Source organism: Auraticoccus cholistanensis, assembly GCF_009742705.1.
Lineage (GTDB): Bacteria > Actinomycetota > Actinomycetes > Propionibacteriales > Propionibacteriaceae > Auraticoccus > Auraticoccus cholistanensis.
Genome location: NZ_WPCU01000004.1, coordinates 36,822 through 55,799 on the forward strand (window position 1 = coordinate 36,822; position 18,978 = coordinate 55,799).

Below are 18,978 nucleotides of genomic sequence, written 5' to 3' on the forward strand. Positions count from 1 at the left end.
CGTGCCTACGGTGGCAGTGCGCGCTCCCGGACCCGCCGCGCGCCCTCGCGAGACAAGGATGCCTGCCGTGCCCGCTCTGACCCCCTCCGAGCTCGCCGCCGCCCTCGGCAGCGGCCTGCTGTCCTTCCCGGTGACGCACTTCACCGACGACCTGGCCTTCGACGAGCCGGCCTACCGGGCCCACCTGGAGTGGCAGTCGGACTACCCGGTGGCCGCGCTGTTCGCCGCGGGCGGCACCGGCGAGGGGTTCTCGCTCACCGCGCCCGAGGCCGACCAGGTGGTGCGGGCCGCCGTCGCCGGGGTGCGGGGCCGGGTGCCCGTGCTGGCCCCGGCCACCGGCTCCACCGCCAACGCGGTGGCGCAGGCCCGCGCGGCCGAGGAGGCCGGCGCCAGCGGCATCCTGCTGCTCCCGCCCTACCTGACCGAGGCCGGGCAGGCCGGTCTGGTCGAGCACGTCTCGGCCGTCTGCCGCGCCACCTCCCTCGGCGTCGTCTACTACAGCCGCGCCAACGCCGTGCTGCTCGACGAGGCGGTCGAGGTGGCCTGCGAGCGCAACCCCAACCTGGTCGGCTTCAAGGACGGCATCGGCAGCATCGAGGAGATGACCCGCACCTACGCGCGGATGGGGGACCGGCTGGTCTACATCGGCGGGCTGCCGACGGCGGAGGTGTTCGCCCTCCCGCTGCTGCAGCTGGGGGTCAGCACCTACTCCTCGGCGCTGTTCAACTTCCTGCCCCAGTTCGCCCTCGACTTCTACGACGCGGTCCGCCGCCAGGACCAGGCCGAGGTCTACCGCCGGCTCAACGAGTTCGTGATCCCCTACACCCGCATCCGCGACCGCGGCCGCGGCTACGCGGTGTCCATCGTCAAGGCCGGCCTCCGGGTGGTGGGACGCCCCGCCGGTCCCGTCCGGCCCCCGCTGACCGACCTGGCCGAGGCCGAGTACGCCGAGCTGGAGCAGCTCGTCGCCCGCACCCAGGTGGTGGCGGCGTGAGCGTGGCCCCCACCATCGCGGCCGTCCAGGTCGTCCCGGTCGCCGGCCACGACTCGATGCTGCTGAACCTCAGCGGCGCGCACGGCCCCTTCTTCACCCGCAACATCGCGATCGTCACCGACTCCGAGGGACGCACCGGGGTGGGCGAGGTGCCCGGCGGGGAGGCCATCGCCCGCACCATCGCCGGGGCCGAGCCGCTGCTGGTCGGCCAGCCGGTGGCTCGCTACCGCTCGCTGCTGCGCCTGGTGGCCGCCACCTACGCCGACCTCGACGCCGGCGGGCGCGGGCTGCAGACCTTCGACCTGCGCACCACCGTGCACGCGGTGACCGCCCTGGAGTGCGCGCTGCTGGACCTGGCCGGCCAGGAGCAGGGGGTGCCGGTGGCCGAGCTGCTGGGCGAGGGCCAGCAGCGCAGCTCGGTGCCGATGCTGGGCTACCTGTTCTACGTCGGCGACCCCGACCGCACCGACCTGCCCTACCGGCGCGGCGACACCATCGACGGGGCGGCGGACCGCTGGACCCAGCTGCGCCGCGAGGAGGCGATGACGCCCGAGGCGGTGGTCGCGCTGGCCGAGGCGGCGCAGCAGCGCTACGGGTTCACCGACTTCAAGCTCAAGGGCGGGGTGCACACCGGCGAGGAGGAGATCGCCGCCGTCACCGCGCTGGCCGCCCGCTTCCCGCAGGCCCGGATCACCCTGGACCCCAACGGCGGCTGGCTGCTGGCCGACGCCATCCGGCTGTGCACCGGCCTCGGCGACGTCCTCGCCTACGCCGAGGACCCGTGCGGCGCCGAGGGCGGCTACTCCGGCCGGGAGGTGATGGCGGAGTTCAAGCGGGCCACCGGGCTGCGCACCGCCACCAACATGGTCGCCACCGACTGGCGGCAGATGGCCCACGCGGTCCGCACCGACGCGGTGGACATCCCGCTGGCCGACCCGCACTTCTGGACGATGGCCGGCTCCGTCCGGGTGGCGCAGCTGTGCCACGAGTTCGGGCTGACCTGGGGCTCGCACTCCAACAACCACTTCGACGTCTCGCTGGCGATGTTCACCCACGTCGGTGCTGCCGCCCCCGGGCGCATCACCGCGCTCGACACCCACTGGATCTGGCAGGACGGCCAGGGGCTCACCAAGGAGCCGCTCACCATCCGCGGTGGTGCCGTCGAGGTCCCCACCGGTCCGGGGCTGGGCGTCGAGCTGGACCCCGACCGGCTCGCCGAGGCCCACGAGCTGTACCTGGAGCACGGGCTGGGGGCGCGCGACGACTCGGTGGCGATGCAGCACCTGGTGCCGGGGTGGACGTTCGACCCCAAGCGTCCCTGTCTGGTGCGCTGAACTGCTGTCTGGTGCGCTGAACGCCTGTCTGGTGCGCTGAGAGGTTGCCTGGTCGCTCAGCTCACCGACGGCCCGCCGGGCGGGCGCTGCCGACGGGCCAGCAGGGCCCCGATCCGGGCCACCACCAGGGCGAGGTAGAGCATGCCCGCGATCTGCTCCAGCATCACGACCGAGCGGGCGTGCGCCCGCAGCGGCACGATGTCGGACAGGCCCGTGCTGGTCAGCGTGGTGACCGAGAGGAACAGCAGCTCCATCCAGGACCGCGGCTGCTCGGGGTCGACGCCGGCGGTGAAGGAGCCGGGCCAGACGATCTGCACCGCCGAGTAGGCGTAGGTGAAGGCCCAGGCCAGCACGGTGAAGGCCGCGCCGGTGGCCCACACCTCGTCCACGGTCGCGTGGTCGTCGGCGAACATGTAGCGGATCATCGCGTAGCAGGTGTAGCCGTAGAACAGCGCGTGCACCACCGCCGAGGCGAGCACCGCCCACGGCACCGGGTGGACCGCCTCGACGGCCGTCAGCACCAGCAGCGGGGCGCCGAGGGTGAGCGAGACCCAGGTCAGCGCCGGGGTGGCCCGGACCGCGTAGACCGCCAGCGCGACCGCGGCCACGCTCACCACCGAGAACAGGGTGCGCCCCAGGCTCCGGTTGTCCAGGAAGGGGTAGACCAGGATGCTGGCCAGCTGCACCACCATCAGGACGGCGCAGGGGTAGCGGGCGAGGATGCGGCGGGGCGTCACACGCCGAGCGTAGAGCGCGGCCCGGTCCCGTCCGGGTGCCCGGTGGACTCCGGCGCGCCCGGCTCGCCGGCCGCGTCCCGCCGGCCGATGTCGCGGACGATGAAGACGGCCATCAGCAGCCCGAACGCGGCGAAGACCCACCACTGCACGGCGTAGCCGCCGTTGCGCAGCTCGCCCTCGCCCTCGGGCAGGGTCACCGCCGCCTGCTGCAGCCCCTGCGCCCCGGCGCCGGCCGCGTCCAGGGTGACCACGCCGTTGACCAGCGGCGGGGCCCAGTGCTGGGCCACCTCCGGCAGCCGCACCGACGCCAGCTGGCCGGGAGGCAGCGGGGGCGAGTCCACGGCGGCCTCGGAGGCGAGCAGGATCCCCGACAGCTGCTGCTCACCCGCCGGCGGGGCGGGCGGCTCGGGGTCGGCGCCGGGCAGCTCGGCCACCCCGCGGACCACCGGGACGGTGCTGCCGTCGGCCTGCTTCAGGGCGGTCAGCACCCGGTAGCGGCCGGGGGCGTCGGGGACGGGCAGCAGGAACTGGTCCTCGGGCACGAAGCGTCCGGCGAAGGTGACGGTGCGGCCGTAGCCGTCCTCGGGCAGCGTCCCGGCCGGGGCCACCTCGGTGAGCGGGCGCGCCGGCTCGGCCGCCCGCTGCAGCGCGTAGCCCTGCGCCTGCTGGCGGTAGACGTCGAGCTGCCACCAGCCGAGCCGGACCATGCCCGCGGCGGCGGCCAGGGCGACCACCAGCACCGCGAGCTGCTTGAGCCGGGTCAGCAGCACGGCGTCACTCCCGGTGCCGGCGGCGGGCCAGCGCGACCAGCTCCAGCAGCACCTCGCCGATCCCCAGACCGGCCGACTCCAGCGCGATCGGGACGGTGGAGGTGGCGGTCAGCCCGGGTGCCACGTTGGTCTCCAGGAAGACGGGGGTGCCGCTGCGGTCGATCATGATGTCGGTCCGCGACAGGTGGGCCAGCCCGAGCACCTCGTGGACGCGCAGCGCCATCTCGGCGGCGGCCGCGGCGGTGGCGGGGTCGATCTCGGCCGGGCACAGGAAGCGGGTCTCGCCGGCGGTGTAGCGGGCGGCGTAGTCGTAGGTGCCGGACTCGGGGCGGATCTCCACCGCCGGCAGGGCCTGCGGGCCGTCGCCACGCTCGACCACCCCGACCGCGACCTCGGTGCCCTCGACGAACTGCTCGACCACCGCCACGCTGCCGTAGGCGTAGGCGGCCACCATCGCCCCGGGCAGCTGCCCGGGCTCGTCGACGCGGGTGCAGCCCAGCGCCGAGCCGCTGCGGGAGGGCTTGACCATCATCGGGAAGCCGATCCGCTGACCCAGCGCGCGGACCAGCGCGGCGGCGCCCAGCTCGCGGAAGATCTCGTGCGGCAGCGCCACCTGCACGGGGGTCCGGATGCCGGCCTCGGCGACCACCCGGGTGGCGATCGACTTGTCGAAGGCGACCCGGCAGGCCGCGCCGGTGGAGCCCACGTAGGGCACCTCCAGCAGGTCGAGCACCTCGCGCAGCGAGCCGTCCTCACCCGCCTCGCCGTGCAGCAGCGGCACCACGACCGAGTCGGGGTGCTCGCGGAGCAGCGTGATGAGGTGGGAGTCGACGTCGTGCTCGAGGACGTCGACACCGAGCTCCTGCAGGGCCCGGGTCACCCGCTGCCCGGAGCGCAGCGAGACGTCGCGTTCGTGGGAGAGACCCCCCGAGAGCACGATCACGGAGTCGGCCATGGTGTCCTTCCTGGTGCCACCGCCTCGGTCCGGGGTGGGCGGTGGTGGTGGTCGGTGGTGCGGGCGTCAGCTCTGGTTGGCGCCGGGACCCCGGGTGATGCCGCCGCGCGGGGGGTCGTCGTGCCGCGGGTCGAGCCCGAAGGTCTCGTGCAGCGACAGCTCGTGCTGCAGCACCTCGCCGAGGCGGCGGGTCCCCTCCCGGATGCGCTCCGGCGGCGGGTAGCAGTAGGAGACCCGCATGTTGCGGGCGCCGAAGCCGTCGGCGAAGAAGGCCGGGCCGGGCACGTAGGCCACCCGGGAGGTGATCGCCCGCGGCAGCATGGCCTGCGAGTCCAGCCCCTCGGGCAGGGTCACCCAGACGAAGAAGCCGCCCTCGGGGTGGGTCCAGGTGGTGCCGGCGGGCATGTGCTCGGCCAGCCCGGCCAGCATCGCGTCGCGCCGGGTCCGGTACATGTCGCGGAAGCTGGCGATCTGGCCGCGCCAGTCGCAGGTGGCCAGGTAGGTCGAGACCACGTACTGGCTGAACACCGGGGGGCACAGGGTCGCCGACTCCTGGGCCAGCACCAGCTTCTCGCGGACGGCGTGCGGGGCCAGCACCCAGCCGACCCGGACCCCGGGGGAGAAGGTCTTGGAGAAGCTGCCGAGGTAGATGACGTTGTCGGCGTCGAGGGAGCGCATCGCGGGGATCGGCTCCCCGGAGAAGGTGAGCAGGCCGTAGGGGTTGTCCTCGACCACCAGCAGGCCGAACTCGCGGGCGACCCGCAGCAGCTCGGCACGGCGCTCCAGCGGCTGCGTCACGCCCGCCGGGTTCTGGAAGTTGGGGATCGTGTACAGGAACTTCACCGTCCGCCCGGCCGACCGCAGGGCCACCAGGGCCTCCCGCAGCGCCTCCGGGGAGAGGCCGTCGTCGTCCATCCCGACGTGCACGACGTCGGTCTGGTAAGAGCGGAAGGTGCCCAGCGCCCCGACGTAGGAGGGCGCCTCGGCCAGGATCACGTCGCCCGGGTCGCAGAACAGCCGCGTCACCAGGTCCAGGCCCTGCTGCGAGCCGACGGTCAGCGTCACGTCGTCGCGGTGGGCGTGGATGCCCTCGAGCCGCATCACCTCGGTGATCTGCTCGCGCAGCACCGGCTCGCCCTGCCCGGAGCCGTACTGCATGGCGCGCGGCCCCTCCTTGAACACCATCGAGGCCAGGTTGTCGGCGATGACGTCCAGCGGCAGGTCGGCGATGTTGGGCATGCCACCGGCCAGCGAGACCACCTCCGGGCGGTTCGCCACCTCGAACAGCGACCGCACCGCGGAGGCGGTCATGCCGTGGGTGCGGGAGGCGTAGCGGCCGGCCCAGGTGTCGAGCCGGGTGTCGCGGCGGGCCGCGGGGGCCACCCCCCGGCCTGCCGACGCCGCCGGGTCGGGGGTCTGGTCGGGCTCCGTCACGATCGCCATGCTATGCCCGCCGCCGCGTCGAACCCGGACTACGATGTCGCCATGAGTGCCGCGCGTCGCCGGCTCGCCGGCCAGGACCAGCCGCGACCGGGTGCGCGGGTGCGGCGCTGGGGGCTGTGGGCGGCCGCCGGCGCGGTGACCGCCCTGGCGCTCGGCTTCCTGGCCGGGCTGGCCCGACCACGACCCCCGCGCGCACGATGAGGTGGGGCGCGGCGCGACCCCGCCGGGGGGCCCGGCTACGGACCCTGACGCCCGCCGACCTGGCCCAGCTCGACGGCTGCCCCGCCTGCCCGCCGCTGTCACCGACCCACCCCGACGTCCGCGCCGCCCTGGACACCTGGGGCTGGTGCGGGGTGAGCGCGGTGGCGGACGGGCGCCTGCTGGGCCAGCTGGTGCTGACCCCGCTCCGCGACCTGGACGGGACGCTGCAGCCGGGGGAGGCCCGGCTGCTGCGGCTGCACCCGGTGAGCACGGTCGACGGCGAGGCCCGCTCCTCCGACGCCGTCGCCCGGCAGCTGCTGGAGGGGGCCGCGGCACGGCTGTTGCGCAGCCACGTCGCCGGGCTGCAGGCCACCGGTCACCGGTGGGCGGGCGACTGCGCCGTCCCGCCGGTCGCGCTGCTGGCCAGCCGCGGCTTCGTCGTGGTGGTGCAGCACGCGGTGCACCCGACCATGCGGCTGGGGCTGGACCGGACGGTGCGTGGTCAGCCGGTGCTGCAGGGTGCCTGGCAGCGGCTCACCCAGCTGGTCAGCACCCCGCCGCCACCGGAGCCGATCGGCTTCGTGGACGCCCGGCGCAACCCGCCCGCCGAGGTACGGGGCTTCCTCCAGCCCGCCGAGGCGCGAGGCCAAGGCACGTCCCGGTCCTAGGAACACGAGGGCCCCGGCCCGGTGCTCTCGGGGGATAAGCACCAGAACCGGGGCCTCGCGTGCGAGCAGCACGCTGCCCGCAGCCCCAGTCTGCGTCGCCGCCGATCAAAAAGTCCACAGCGTTGGGCAGATTTCCCGTGAGCTCTTCGTTCTCGTCGCCACCGCTGCGCAGCCGTCGTCGGAGCGGCTGGCGGCCGGTCTCACTGCGGCAGCGCGGCCGCCACGGTCTGGGTGTCGTCGAGCAGGTCCTGCACCGGCTGGCCGGCGATGCCGACGCCGAGCAGGGCGGTGCTGCCGCGCACCACCGCGCACACGTCGTAGCCCGAGGGGTAGCGTCCGCACAGCCCGTCCTCGATGGGGCGGACGGCCTCGGCCTCCACAAGGTCCAGCATGGCGGCCGGGTCGCTGAGCGGCCGTCCGGCGATCACCACCACGGTGGGCTCGGCGGCGCGGGCGTAGGTGGCCGAGACCGTCTCGATGTCGGTGTCGATGCCGGTGTCCTCGTCGGGCTGGTTGGGGTCGCGGCTGAGGTCGCCGGCGGTGAGCGGGAGCTCCAGCGGTGGCGGCGGGGCGCTCGGGGCGGTGGTCGGCTGGCCCGAGGGCCCGGCCTGGGCGGTGAGGTAGGCGACCACCAGGACGACCACCAGCACCAGCACCAGCGCGCCACCGCCGACCAGCAGCGGCTTGGCCCCGGTCGTGGAGCCGCCCGGCCGCGGACCGTCGGGCGGCTGGGGCCCGTCCGGCTGCGCCCCGGGCGGGCCGGCGACGGGTCCCCAGGCGGGCTGCCCCGGTCCCTGCTGCTCCGGTCCCTGCTGCTGGCTCACAGGTACTCCTGCAGGGTCCGCAGCAGCTGGGCCTTGGTCTTCGCCCCCTGGAGCTGCTTGACCAGCTCCCCGCCGACGTACACCTGCAACGTGGGCAGCCCGAGCACCTGCCGCTCGGCCGGCGTCAACGGGTTGGCGCTGGTGTCCAGGGTGGCGAAGGTCACCTTGTCGCCGTGCTCGGCGGCCAGCTCGGCGATCACCGGCGCGATCTGGCGGCACGGGGCGCACCAGTCGGCCCAGTAGTCGACCAGGACGGGGCGCTCGGACCGGAGCACCACCTCCTCGAAGGTGGTGTCGCTGACCTCCACGACCTCGGGCACGGGCTCCTCCTCGTTGCGTCCCCGGCCCGGCGGGCCGGGCGTGGTGCGGCTCAGACCGAGGTGGCGCGGGCCAGCTCGGCGACCTCGAGCGCCTCGTCGGCCAGCTCGGCCAGGAAGCGCTCGGCGTCCAGGGCGGCGGCGCACCCGCTGCCGGCGGCGGTGATGGCCTGCCGGTAGGTGTGGTCGACGAGGTCGCCGCAGGCGAACACGCCGTGCAGGTTGGTCCGGGTGCTGCCGGGCTGGGTCAGCACGTACCCCTCGGCGTCCAGGTCGACCTGGCCGGTCAGCAGCTCCGAGCGCGGGTCGTGGCCGATGGCGATGAACAGGCCCTGCACGTCCAGCTGGCGGCTCTCGCCGGTGACCGTGTCGGTCAGGGTGACCGACTCCAGCGCGTCCTGGCCGGAGATCGCGGTGACCTGGGAGTTCCAGGCGAAGCGGATCTTCGGGTCGTTGTGGGCGCGGGCGGCCATGATCTTGCTGGCGCGCAGCTCGTCGCGACGGTGCACCAGGGTGACCGAGCGGGCGAACCGGGTCAGGAAGGTCGCCTCCTCCACCGCGGAGTCGCCACCGCCGACCACCGCGATGTCCTTGTCGCGGAAGAAGAAGCCGTCGCAGGTGGCGCACCAGGACACGCCACGACCGGAGAGCCGGTCCTCGTCGCTGATCCCCAGCTTCCGGTAGCCGGAGCCGGTGGCCAGGATGACCGCCTTGGCCCGGTAGGTGTTGCCCATCGAGTCGGTGACGGTCTTGACCGGCGCGGTGAGCTCGAGCGAGACCACGTCGTCGGTGACCAGCTCGGCGCCGAACCGCTCGGCCTGGTCGCGCATCTGCTGCATCAGGTCGGGGCCCATCACGCCCTGCGGGAAGCCGGGGAAGTTCTCGACCTCGGTGGTGTTCATCAGCGCACCGCCGGCGGTGACCGAGCCCTCGAAGACGAGCGGCTTGAGGTCGGCCCGGGCGGCGTAGACGGCGGCGGTGTACCCGGCGGGTCCGCTGCCGACGATGATGACGTCACGGACCTGGTCGTTGGCGCTGGTGCTGTCCTGCGGGCTGCTCATCTCCACCTTGTCCCTCGTCTGCATGGTGCTGTCGGGCGGGCTCGGGGGCCTGCTGCCGGAGCGCGGCCCACCCTACCCACGACTTCCCTGAACCGTCCGGGACGCGCGGCTATTCCGCCGCGGGGGCGTCCCCGGATGTTCACCGGGGCCTCACCGTCCGGCCAACCGGGAACGGTCCTGGTGTGCGCCGGACGGCCTTGCATGGGCGGGTCCCACCCCCGCCCGGAGGAGCCCCATGCGCCCGTCGTCCCGTCGTCTCGTCCTGGCCGGCGCCCTCGTGACCGGCCTCGTCGCCGGGGTGGCCGCGCTGCCGCTGGCGCTGCGGGACGCCCCCGCGGCGGGACCGGGCGCGGGCACCGGACCCGGGACCGTCACGGTCACCGGCCCCCGGCTGACCGGTCGTGCCACCCTCCCCGCGGACCGTCTCGGGCCGGTACCACCCGAAGGGCAGCTGCCCGGCCTCTCCGGCGCGGTGGCCGAGCCCGACGGCACGCTGCGGGTGCTGCCGGACAGCGGGAGGGAGGGCGGAGACGCCGAGGACGTCGAGCTGCGGATCGACCACGTGCGCGTGGACTGGGGCGGCGGGGGCGCGCCGGGCGCCCTGGAGGTGCTCGGCCACGTCCGGCTCAGCGACCCCGACCGCCATCTAGGCTCCGCGCTGGTGGACGGCACGCCGGCCCGCAGGCTCACCGGGGCGGACCTCGACGTCGGCGCGGTGCAGCGCGCCCCGGACGGCTCGTTCTGGCTCGGCGACGCGCGTCGCCCGTCCCTGCTGCACGTCGACGCCGACGGCCGGGTGCTGCAGCCACCCGTGCGCTTCCCGCCCGGCTCCTCCCCGCAGCAGGCCGGGCGGGAGGACGAGGGTGCGGGGACCGCGCCGGACGGCGGCTTCGAGGCGGTGGCGGCCTCGCCCGACGGGCACCACCTGTACCCCGTGCTCGCGGCCGCGCCGGCGGGGGAGGAGGACCCGCGCCGGCGCCTGGTCGCCGAGCTCGACACCCGCACCGGTGCCTTCACCGACCGCACCTGGACCTACCGGGTCGACACCGACGCGAACCGGGTCGCCGACGCCCAGATGACCGGATCGGGGCAGCTGCTGGTGCTCGAGCGCGACGACCTCGAGGGCGCGGCGGCCGTCACCCGACGCCTCTACACCGTCGACCTGGGCCGCACCGAGGAGTCGGGGGTGCTGGCCAAGGAGCTGCACGCGGACCTGCTGGCCGTCGACGACCCCGACGGCACTGCCGGCACCGGGGCGGCGGGCGCCCCTGACCAGCCCGCCGGTCCGCGGACGGCGGAGACCTTCGCCGTGCTGCCGGACGGGCAGCTGGCCGTGGCCGGCGCCGCCGCCGAGGCCGAGGCCGAGATCGCGGGGAGGCCGGGCACCCCGGGCGACCTCGAGCTGCTGCGCCTCGACCCGGACGCCGAGCGGTGGCAGACGCTGAACCGGGTGCCGGTGCTGGCGCACCGCGGCGCCAGCGGGCAGCGGCCGGAGCACACCCTGGCCGCGTACGCGCTGGCCATCCGCCAGTGCGCCGACGTGATCGAGCCCGACGTCGTCCCCACCCGCGACGGCGTGCTGGTCGCCCGTCACGAGAACGAGATCAGCGGCACCACCGATGTGGCCTCCCGTCCGGAGTTCGCCGACCGCCGCACCACCCGCACCATCGACGGCAGGCGGGTCACGGGCTGGTTCACCGAGGACTTCACGCTGGCCGAGCTGCGCACCCTGCGCGCGGTGGAGCGGGTCCCCGACATCCGCCCGGAGAACACCCGCTTCGACGGTCTGTACCCGGTGCCCACGCTGGCCGAGGTGCTCGACCTGGCCCGGCACTCACGCACCTGCGCCGGCGAGCCGGTCGGGGTGGCGCCGGAGACCAAGCACCCCAGCTACTTCGACTCCATCGGGCTGTCGCTGGAGGAGCCGCTGCTGGCCGAGCTGGCCGCCGCCGGGCTGGACACCGAGGACGCACCCGTGGTGGTGCAGAGCTTCGAGACGGCCAACCTGCGAGAGCTGGCGCGACGGGCACCCGTCGGGCTCGCGCAGCTGGTCGGCTGCTCGGGAGCGCCGCAGGACCTGGCGCAGGCCGGCGACGGGCGCACCTACCGCGACCTGGTGAGCCCGGACGGCCTGCGCGAGATCGCCACCTACGCCGACTCGGTGGCGCTGTGCAAGGACGTGATGATCCCGCGGCAGCCCGACGGCACCCTCGGCCAGCCCACCGCCGTGGTGGAGGACGCCCACCGCGCCGGGCTGACGGTGGTGGGCTGGAGCTTCCGGGTGGAGAACGAGTACCTGCCGGCCGAGCTCGACAGCTCCGCGGACCCGGCCGCCGACGGCGACATGGCCGCGGAGGTGCGGGTGTTCCTCGACGCCGGCATGGACCAGGTGTTCAGCGACAACCCGGACGTGGCCGTGGCCGCGGTCGCCGGCGCCCGGTGAGCCGCTACTGCGACGTGTCGGTGGTGCCCTCGTAGAGCCCGATCAGGTTGCCGTCGGGGTCGCGCAGCACCGCCCACCAGCTGGTGTCGGTGATCGGGGACCGGTCCATCACCACGGTGGCGCCCCGGTCGACCGCGCGGGCCAGCACGTCCTCGATCGAGTCGACCTCGACGTAGGAGCGGGGCTGGCTGAAGTCCTCCGACCGCGGGGCGAGCCCGCCGCCGCTGATCTTGTTGGGGGCTTGCCACATCGGGTAGCCCTCGAACCCGGGCAGCTCGGCGATCTGCCAGCCGAACAGGTCGGCGTAGAACGTCCGGGCCCGGTCCATGTCGGTGACCGGGATGTCGATGTGGGTGATGTCTCCGTGGGCCATGACGCTCCTCCTCGACGAGCACGGTGGTGGGGGAGGGCCCCAGTCTCGCGCCGCGGTGCGCCGGCGTCGAGACCCGGGAACCGGTTCGTGAGCGGGTGCGGCGGAGCAACTCCGACAGGATCGGGCGGGCGGTGGTCGGGAGGCCTAGGCTCGAGCCATGAAGGCACCCCTGATCGTCGCCGTGATCGCCGCCGTGGGTCTGCTGACCGTGGTCGTCCGCCGCCAGAGCGCCCGGGCCGCCGCGGAGGCGGAGCTGTGGGCGGCGGCCACCGAGCCCGCGCCGCGGCGCTGAGCGCATCGGCGGACCCATCCGTGACCGGCCCGGCTCCGAACTCCCGGGCATGAGCAGCAGCGCCACGACGCCGGCCACCCCGGTCCAGCCGCGTCGCGCCGTCCGCGCGGCGGTGGGTCTGTGCAGCGCGGCGCTGGCCCTGGCGGTGGGTCACCTGGCCAGCGTGGTCAGCGGTGCCGGCAGCTCCCCGGCCGTGGTCGTCGGCTCCCAGCTGGTCGACGCCGCCCCCACCCCGGTCAAGACCGTGGTGGTCGCGCTGCTGGGGACGGCCGACAAGCCCGTCCTGGTCGGCGGTGTGGTGGCGGCGACCCTGCTGCTGGGCGCCGTGCTCGGCCTGCAGGCCTGGCGCCGCCCGCGGCTGGCCAACCTGGGGATCCTCGCCATCGGCGCGGTGGGCGCGGTCGTCGCCCTCACCCGGCCCGAGCTCGGCGCTCCCGGGGCGGTGCCCTCCCTGCTGGCGGTCCTGACGGGCCTCGTCGCGCTGCCGCTGCTGGTGCGGGCCACCACCCCACGCCCCGACCCGGGCGGAGACCCGGTGGGACCGGGACGCCGGCGGGTGCTGGCCGCGGTCGGCGGCAGCGCGGTCGTCGTGGCCCTGGCCGCCGGCGGCGGCACCCTGCTCAGCCAGCTGGCGCGGGCGGGGGACGCCGCCCGTCGCATGATCAGCCTGCCCCGGCCCGCCTCCCCGGCGCCGCCGCTGCCCGCGGCGGTGCAGGTCCCGGGCAGCACCCCGTTCACCACCCCGACCGAGGACTTCTACCGCATCGACATCGCCCTGGTCGTGCCCCGCCACCAGGCCGAGGGCTGGACGCTCACCGTGGACGGCGAGGTCGAGCGTCCGCTGACCCTCAGCTACGCCGAGCTGCTCGCGCTGCCGATGATCGAGCGCGACATCACGCTGACCTGCGTCTCCAACGAGGTCGGCGGGCCCTACGTCGGCACCGCCCGCTGGCTCGGCGTCCCGCTGGGCGACCTGCTGTCCCGGGTCGGAATCCGGCCCGGCGCCGACATGCTGCTGTCGCACTCCCTCGACGGCGGCTACACCGCCTCCACCCCGCTGGCTGCGGTGACCGACGGCCGCGACGCCATGGTGGCGGTGGGCATGAACGGCCAGGTGCTGCCCGACAAGAACGGCTTCCCGGCCCGCATGGTGGTGCCCGGGCTGTTCGGCTACGTGTCGGCCACCAAGTGGCTGTCCCGGCTGGAGGTGACCCGCTTCGCCGCGCAGACCGCCTACTGGACCCACCGCGGCTGGGCCGAGCAAGGACCGATCCTCACCCAGGCCCGCATCGACGTCCCCGTCTCGCTGGGCACGCTGCCGGCGGACCGGCCGGTGCTCGCCGGGGTGGCCTGGGCCCAGCACCGCGGCATCGACAAGGTGGAGATCCGCGTCGACGGCGGCCCGTGGCAGGAGACCACCCTGGCCGCCGAGGCCAGCACCGACACCTGGCGGCAGTGGAGCTACGTCTACGACGGCCCGCCCGGCCGGCACACGGCCGAGGTGCGCGCCACCGACCGGACCGGGGAGACCCAGCCGGAGTCGCGACGCCCCGTGTTCCCCGCCGGGGCGACCGGCTGGCACACCATCCGGTTCACCGTCACGGGCTGAGCAGACACGGGCCCAGCGCGACGGGCCGAGCAGACGAAGGGCGGCGGCGACCTCAGGTCACCGCCGCCCGCCCGTGGTCGCTCAGATGGCGCCGCTGGGGTTCTGCGCCTCGCCCTCGTCGTGCGGGCCGGGCGCGTCCACCGTGCCGGCCGCCGTCCCACCCGTGGCGGCACCGCCGCCGGCCGGCACGTCACCGCGCCAGGCGCCGGTCTCGGCCCCGCGGGACTCGATGAAGGCCTTGAACCGCTTGGTGTCGGCCTTCACCTGGCGGTCGTCGACGCCGACCGCGGCGCCGATCTTCTCGGTCACGCCCTGCGGCTCCCAGTCGATCTGCACCGTCACCCGGCAGCTGGTGTCGCTGAGCCGGTGGAAGGTCACCACACCGGCCTGCTTCACGTCACCGCCCACGCTCGTCCACGCGACCCGCTCGTCGGGGTGCTGCTCGGTGATCTCGGTCTCGAACTCGCGCTGGACGCCGCCGACCTTGGTCACCCAGTGGTTGCGGGTCTCGCTGATCTGGGTGATGGACTCGACGCCGTCCATGAACTCCGGGAAGCTCTCGAACTGGGTCCACTGGTCGTAGGCGACCCGGACCGGCACCTCGACGTCCACGGACTCCTGCACCTGGCTCATGCTGCCTCCTACGCATCGCTGCGGGCGACGACCGCCGCCCTCCGGTGGGCTACCCAGTCCCCCCGGGGTGAACCACCGCACCCGCCCGGGCGTCGCCACCGGCCCGCACCCATCCGCGGCGGCGACGGCACCGAAACAGAGGTGGAGGCTCCCGAGGACCTCCCCCGGCACGGCCGGGCCGACCGACCCAGGAGACCTCCCATGTCCCACACCCACCGCGTCCGCACCGCCGCGCTCGGCGCCGCGCTCCTGCTCCCGCTGGCCGTCGCGGCGTGCGGCAGCACCAACCAGATGGCCGCGCCCGAGGCGTCCTCGGAGGCCAGCAGCCCGATGAGCACGCCGATGAGCAGCGCCTCCGCCTCCCCGAGCGGCACGGCCACCGGCTCGCCCTTCGGCGCCGCCTGCGCTGACGTCCCGACCGAGGGCGAGGGGTCGGTGGACGGCATGGCCGACGACCCGGTGGCCACCGCCGCCAGCAACAACCCGCTGCTGACCACCCTGGTCGCCGCGGTGACGGAGGCGGACCTGGTCGACACCCTGAACAGCCAGGAGGCCATCACGGTCTTCGCCCCCACCGACGACGCCTTCGCCGACGTGGACGAGAAGACCCTCGAGGCCGCGATGGCCGACCCCGACGGCCTGCTGACCGACGTGCTGACCGCCCACGTGGTCGCCGAGCGGCTGTCGCCGGAGGACCTCGCCGGCGAGCACGAGACGCTCAACCCGGAGCAGCCGGTGACGGTCGAGGGCAGCGGTGAGCAGTTCACCGTCAACGGCGAGGCGATGGTCGTCTGCGGCAACGTGCAGACCGCCAACGCCACCGTGTACCTGCTCGACCAGGTCCTGCTCCCCGCCAGCTGAGCGGTGCCGGCCGTGCAGGAAGCCAGCGGGCATGACAACGTGGTGCCCATGCGCAGATCCCGGGGGGAGACCGGTGCCTCGAGCCCGTCCTCACCGGGGTCTGCCCCCGGGCTCGACGAGCAGCTCCAGCAGCTGCTGGCCGCCTCCGCGCGGGGCGACGAGGCGGCGTTCGCGTCGCTGTACGACCACACCGCCGCCCGGGTCCACGGCATCGCCCTGCGGGTGCTCCGCAACCCCGACCACGCCGCCGAGGTGACGCAGGAGATCTTCGTCGAGGTCTGGCGCACGTCGGCCCGCTTCGACCCGTCCCGGGGGAGCGTGCTGGCCTGGATCTGCACGATGGCGCACCGCCGGGCCGTGGACCGGGTGCGCTCGGTGCAGAGCTCGCACCAGCGCGAGCAGACCTGGTCGGCCCAGCGCGGTGAGCGCGACGTCGACGAGGTCTGGAGCGGGGTGGAGCAGCACGTGGACGAGCAGCTGGTGCGCGAGGGGCTGGGCTCGCTGACGAGGATCCAGCGCGAGGCGTTGACGCTGGCCTACTACGGGGGCTACACCCACACCGAGGTGGCGGGGCTGCTGCAGCTGCCGCTGGGCACGGTGAAGACGAGGATCCGAGACGGCCTGATCGGCCTGAGAGACGCACTGGGGGTGGGATCGTGAGCGAGGACGTGCACGTCGACGTGGGCGCCTACGTGGCCGACGCCCTCGAGCCGGCCGAGCGCGACGCCTTCGAGGCCCACCTGGCCGGCTGCGCCCGCTGCCGCCGGGAGGTGGCCGAGTTCGCCGAGACCACCGCACGGCTGTCGGTGCTCACCGAGACCGCTCCGCCGCCCGAGCTGCGGGCGTCGGTGCTGGCCGCGATCGGCCAGGTCCGTCCGCTGCCGCCGCTGCCGGAGCAGGGCCGTGGCGGGGACGTGGTCGAGGCCGCACCGGACGCCGCCGCGGCCGTGCCGGACGACGAGCTGGCCCGACGGCGCCAGGCGCGGCTCACCCGGCTGCTGACCGGGCTCGCGGCCGCCGCCGTGGTGGTGGCCCTGGCCCTGGGCGGCTGGGCCGTCTCGCTGCAGCAGCGCGTGGCCGAGGTGACCGCCCAGGAGCAGCTGGTGACCGAGGTGCTGACCGCCCCGGACGCCACCGTGGTGCCGGTGCAGCTGCCCGACGGCTCGCGGGCCGCCTACACGGTCTCGCGCGAGCAGGACCGGGCGGTCTTCGCCGCCGAACGGCTGCCGGAGACCGAACCCGGCAAGGTGTACCAGCTGTGGACGATGCACGTGGACGAGACAGGCGCACCGGAGCCGGGGACGGTCCGTCCCGGGGACACCTTCACCGGCGGTGAGCAGGTCCGGGTGGTGTTCGGCGCCGTCCGCGACACCGAGGCGCTGGCCATCACGGTCGAGGACGCGCCGGGGTCGCAGACGCCGACCACCGAGCCGTTCGGGTTCGCGCAGGTCTGACGGGGCCGGCGGCGCCGGGGGACCTCCCGGCCCGCCGCCGCCCGCACACGGTCGGTGGGGTGCCGGTCGGGTCACCGAGGCGTGGCGGAGGCGCTGCTCCACAGCCGTGGACTACGCGTCGCCGGGGCGGATCGTCCCCCTCACGTCCCTGCGGTAGCGACCCGGCGCCTTGCCCTTGCTGCGCTTGAACGCCATGCTCATGTACTCGCTGCTGGCGAAGTCGAGACGCTCCGCGATCTGGGGCAGCGTCAGATCGGTGGTGGAGAGCAGCTCTGCCACCCGCTCTATCCGCACCCTCGTGATCTCGGCGTGGACCGTGCGTCCCAGCAGGCGCACGAACCGCATGTCCAGCGCCCGTCGGGAGGACCCGACGTGTCGCAGCACCTGGGCGACGCCCACGTCGGCATGGGCGTGGTCGCGGACGAAGCGCAGCGCCTCCGCCACCTGCGGGTCGTCCACCGACAGGATCTCCGAGGACTGACGCGCCACCACCCGCAGCGGCGGGATCAGACGCAGCCCGGGTTCCAGCACCTCGCCCTGGAGCATCCGGTCGAGCATCTCCGCGGCCAGGTGACCGGTGCGTGTGGTGTCGGGTTCGATGCTCGACAGGGGCGGGGAGGTCAGCGTGCCGATCAGCTCGTCGTTGTCGACACCGAGCACGGCCACCGCGTCGGGGACAGGGATGCCGGCGGCGGTGCAGGCCTCGAGGATCTCCTGCCCGGCGATGTCGTAGCAGGCCAGGACCCCCACCGGTTTCGGCAGCTCCTCCAACCACCGGGCCAGCCGCTGGCGATCCCTCGACCGCATGCCGGATCGCTGCATCGCGAAGGTGCGGGCCCGACCGCCCCGTGCGGCCACGTGGTGGGTGAAGCGCTCCCCGCGGGTCCTCGACCACTCGAACCGCTCGTCACCGCAGAACGCGAACTCATGCAGACCGCGCTCGGCGAAGTGCTCCACGGCAAGACGTGCGATCGCGTCGTCGTCCGTCTCGACGCCCGGCAGCTCCGGCACCAGACGGGCCGCGGACAGGTCGACGGTCGGCAGCCCGAGCCGGCGGACGAGGGCAGCTGTCTCGGCCGTCTCGATGCGCGCGATGAGGCCGTGCCCCTGCCACCCGTCCAGCCAGGAGAAGTCCGTCTCGTGCCGGCTGTGCTCGGCGAGGTAGAGGGACCAGCCCGGCCGCGTCCGCACGTACGCGCGGACCCCTCCGAGGAGGCCGCGGGCGTAGGCGTTCGACGTCTCCACCAGGAGGGCCACCTGGCGTCGGACCGGCGTGAGGGCCATGCCAGATACCTTAGGAGTCGTGCGAGATAGCGCATGGTGACTCGGTGGTCGTCTCCCTAGATTCGGGGTGACGAGGAGGTCACTGATGACGAAACAGGTCCGGGTGGGGATCGTCGGGCTCGGCTTCGGCGCCGAGTTCATCCCGATCTACCAGGCCCACCCCGACGCCGAGCTGCTGGCGGTCTGCCAGCGGACACCCGCGGCACTGAGGGAGACGGCGAGCAGGTTCGGGGTCCCACGGCAGTACACCGACATCGGTCAGCTGCTCCGCGATCCCGACATCGACGCCGTCCACATCAACACCCCCATCCCCGACCACGCGGCGCAGTCCATCGCCGCGCTCGAGGCGGGCAAGCACGTGGCCTGCACCGTGCCGATGGCCACGACGCTGCAGGAGATCCAGGCTGTCGTGGCGGCGGCGAGGGCGTCGGGGCGCAACTACATGATGATGGAGACCGTCGTGTACTCCCGGGAGTTCCTCCACGTGCGGTCGCTCGTGGACGACGGCACCATCGGCCGGATCCAGTTCCTGCGCGGCGCCCACCACCAGGACATGACGGGATGGCCCGGCTACTGGGAGGGCCTCCCCCCGATGCACTACGCCACCCACGCCGTGAGCCCCGTCCTCTCCCTCGCCGGCTCGCTCGCCGAGAGCGTCGTCTGCCTGGGCTCGGGGCGGATCTCCGACGAGCTCACCTCACGCTACGGTTCCCCGTTCGCGGTCG

Annotated in this window: 21 protein-coding genes; 11 read left to right on the forward strand and 10 right to left on the reverse strand. The window is 74.4% G+C overall.

The annotated features are described in order from the left end of the window. Positions 1-67: 67 nt before the first annotated feature. On the forward strand, positions 68-994 hold the full coding sequence (gene kdgD, locus GC722_RS02770; protein WP_331714331.1) for a 5-dehydro-4-deoxyglucarate dehydratase: 927 nt from the start codon (positions 68-70) through the stop codon (positions 992-994). Next, positions 991-2,328: an enolase C-terminal domain-like protein gene (locus tag GC722_RS02775; RefSeq protein ID WP_331714332.1), complete on the forward strand. Its 1,338-nt coding sequence runs from the start codon at positions 991-993 to the stop codon at positions 2,326-2,328. The genes kdgD and GC722_RS02775 overlap by 4 nt, the downstream gene beginning before the upstream one ends. A 56-nt stretch (positions 2,329-2,384) precedes the next feature. Here the strand turns inward: GC722_RS02775 and GC722_RS02780 are convergent, their stop codons facing one another. From GC722_RS02780 to GC722_RS02795, 4 genes are all read right to left on the reverse strand, one after another. Continuing rightward, the gene (locus GC722_RS02780; RefSeq protein WP_331714333.1) at positions 2,385-3,065 is read right to left on the reverse strand and encodes a potassium channel family protein; all 681 of its coding nucleotides are present in this window, start codon (positions 3,063-3,065) and stop codon (positions 2,385-2,387) included. After that, positions 3,062-3,835, reverse strand: coding sequence for an SURF1 family protein (locus GC722_RS02785; protein WP_156607805.1), 774 nt, complete (start codon positions 3,833-3,835; stop codon positions 3,062-3,064). The genes GC722_RS02780 and GC722_RS02785 overlap by 4 nt, the downstream gene beginning before the upstream one ends. 4 nt (positions 3,836-3,839) lie before the next feature. Further along, entirely contained in the window at positions 3,840-4,790 is a 951-nt protein-coding gene (locus GC722_RS02790; protein WP_156607807.1) for a D-alanine--D-alanine ligase family protein, read from the reverse strand. Between the two features lie 66 nt (positions 4,791-4,856). After that, positions 4,857-6,233: an aminotransferase-like domain-containing protein gene (locus GC722_RS02795; protein ID WP_156607809.1), complete on the reverse strand. Its 1,377-nt coding sequence runs from the start codon at positions 6,231-6,233 to the stop codon at positions 4,857-4,859. Positions 6,234-6,275: 42 nt separating this feature from the next. On the opposite strand from GC722_RS02795, the gene GC722_RS02800 reads away from it, so the two are divergent. Beyond that, a complete protein-coding gene (locus GC722_RS02800; RefSeq protein ID WP_156607810.1) occupies positions 6,276-6,434 on the forward strand; it encodes a hypothetical protein in 159 nt (52 codons plus the stop codon). Further along, on the forward strand, positions 6,431-7,102 hold the full coding sequence (locus tag GC722_RS02805) for a hypothetical protein (RefSeq protein ID WP_156607812.1): 672 nt from the start codon (positions 6,431-6,433) through the stop codon (positions 7,100-7,102). Before GC722_RS02800 ends, GC722_RS02805 begins: the two co-directional genes overlap by 4 nt. A 200-nt stretch (positions 7,103-7,302) precedes the next feature. Here the strand turns inward: GC722_RS02805 and GC722_RS02810 are convergent, their stop codons facing one another. The 3 genes from GC722_RS02810 to trxB are packed head-to-tail and all read right to left on the reverse strand — an operon-like array spanning position 7,303 to position 9,304. Next, the gene (locus GC722_RS02810; RefSeq protein WP_156607814.1) at positions 7,303-7,926 is read right to left on the reverse strand and encodes a hypothetical protein; all 624 of its coding nucleotides are present in this window, start codon (positions 7,924-7,926) and stop codon (positions 7,303-7,305) included. Beyond that, positions 7,923-8,246 carry a thioredoxin family protein gene (locus GC722_RS02815; protein ID WP_331714334.1) on the reverse strand — a complete coding sequence of 108 codons (324 nt, stop codon included), beginning with the start codon at positions 8,244-8,246 and terminating at the stop codon, positions 7,923-7,925. Before GC722_RS02815 ends, GC722_RS02810 begins: the two co-directional genes overlap by 4 nt. 50 nt (positions 8,247-8,296) lie before the next feature. Further along, a complete protein-coding gene (gene trxB, locus GC722_RS02820) occupies positions 8,297-9,304 on the reverse strand; it encodes a thioredoxin-disulfide reductase (RefSeq protein WP_231747379.1) in 1,008 nt (335 codons plus the stop codon). Between the two features lie 235 nt (positions 9,305-9,539). On the opposite strand from trxB, the gene GC722_RS02825 reads away from it, so the two are divergent. Continuing rightward, positions 9,540-11,747 (forward strand): esterase-like activity of phytase family protein, encoded by a 2,208-nt coding sequence (locus GC722_RS02825; protein ID WP_156607818.1) that lies wholly within the window; start codon positions 9,540-9,542, stop codon positions 11,745-11,747. 4 nt (positions 11,748-11,751) lie between these two features. Here GC722_RS02825 and GC722_RS02830 read toward each other — a convergent pair whose 3' ends face one another. Further along, positions 11,752-12,120: a VOC family protein gene (locus tag GC722_RS02830; protein WP_156607820.1), complete on the reverse strand. Its 369-nt coding sequence runs from the start codon at positions 12,118-12,120 to the stop codon at positions 11,752-11,754. Between the two features lie 157 nt (positions 12,121-12,277). On the opposite strand from GC722_RS02830, the gene GC722_RS18800 reads away from it, so the two are divergent. After that, positions 12,278-12,412, forward strand: a complete 135-nt coding sequence (locus GC722_RS18800; protein WP_269449706.1) for a hypothetical protein — start codon at positions 12,278-12,280, stop codon at positions 12,410-12,412. A 49-nt stretch (positions 12,413-12,461) separates the two neighbouring features. Beyond that, positions 12,462-14,021, forward strand: a complete 1,560-nt coding sequence (locus GC722_RS02835; RefSeq protein WP_156607822.1) for a molybdopterin-dependent oxidoreductase — start codon at positions 12,462-12,464, stop codon at positions 14,019-14,021. Positions 14,022-14,102: 81 nt separating this feature from the next. Here the strand turns inward: GC722_RS02835 and GC722_RS02840 are convergent, their stop codons facing one another. Continuing rightward, positions 14,103-14,654 carry an SRPBCC family protein gene (locus tag GC722_RS02840; protein ID WP_156607824.1) on the reverse strand — a complete coding sequence of 184 codons (552 nt, stop codon included), beginning with the start codon at positions 14,652-14,654 and terminating at the stop codon, positions 14,103-14,105. Between the two features lie 201 nt (positions 14,655-14,855). On the opposite strand from GC722_RS02840, the gene GC722_RS02845 reads away from it, so the two are divergent. The 3 genes from GC722_RS02845 to GC722_RS02855 are packed head-to-tail and all read left to right on the forward strand — an operon-like array spanning position 14,856 to position 16,969. After that, entirely contained in the window at positions 14,856-15,515 is a 660-nt protein-coding gene (locus GC722_RS02845) for a fasciclin domain-containing protein (RefSeq protein WP_156607826.1), read from the forward strand. A 48-nt stretch (positions 15,516-15,563) separates the two neighbouring features. After that, positions 15,564-16,175, forward strand: a complete 612-nt coding sequence (gene sigK, locus GC722_RS02850; protein WP_156607828.1) for an ECF RNA polymerase sigma factor SigK — start codon at positions 15,564-15,566, stop codon at positions 16,173-16,175. Further along, positions 16,172-16,969, forward strand: coding sequence for an anti-sigma factor (locus GC722_RS02855; protein WP_156607830.1), 798 nt, complete (start codon positions 16,172-16,174; stop codon positions 16,967-16,969). The genes sigK and GC722_RS02855 overlap by 4 nt, the downstream gene beginning before the upstream one ends. Positions 16,970-17,080: 111 nt before the next feature. Here GC722_RS02855 and GC722_RS02860 read toward each other — a convergent pair whose 3' ends face one another. Further along, the gene (locus GC722_RS02860; protein WP_156607832.1) at positions 17,081-18,253 is read right to left on the reverse strand and encodes an AraC family transcriptional regulator; all 1,173 of its coding nucleotides are present in this window, start codon (positions 18,251-18,253) and stop codon (positions 17,081-17,083) included. 85 nt (positions 18,254-18,338) lie between these two features. Between GC722_RS02860 and GC722_RS17525 the strand changes: the two genes are divergently transcribed. Beyond that, a partial coding sequence (locus GC722_RS17525) for a Gfo/Idh/MocA family protein (RefSeq protein WP_197429722.1) occupies positions 18,339-18,978 on the forward strand: 640 nt, incomplete at its 3' end.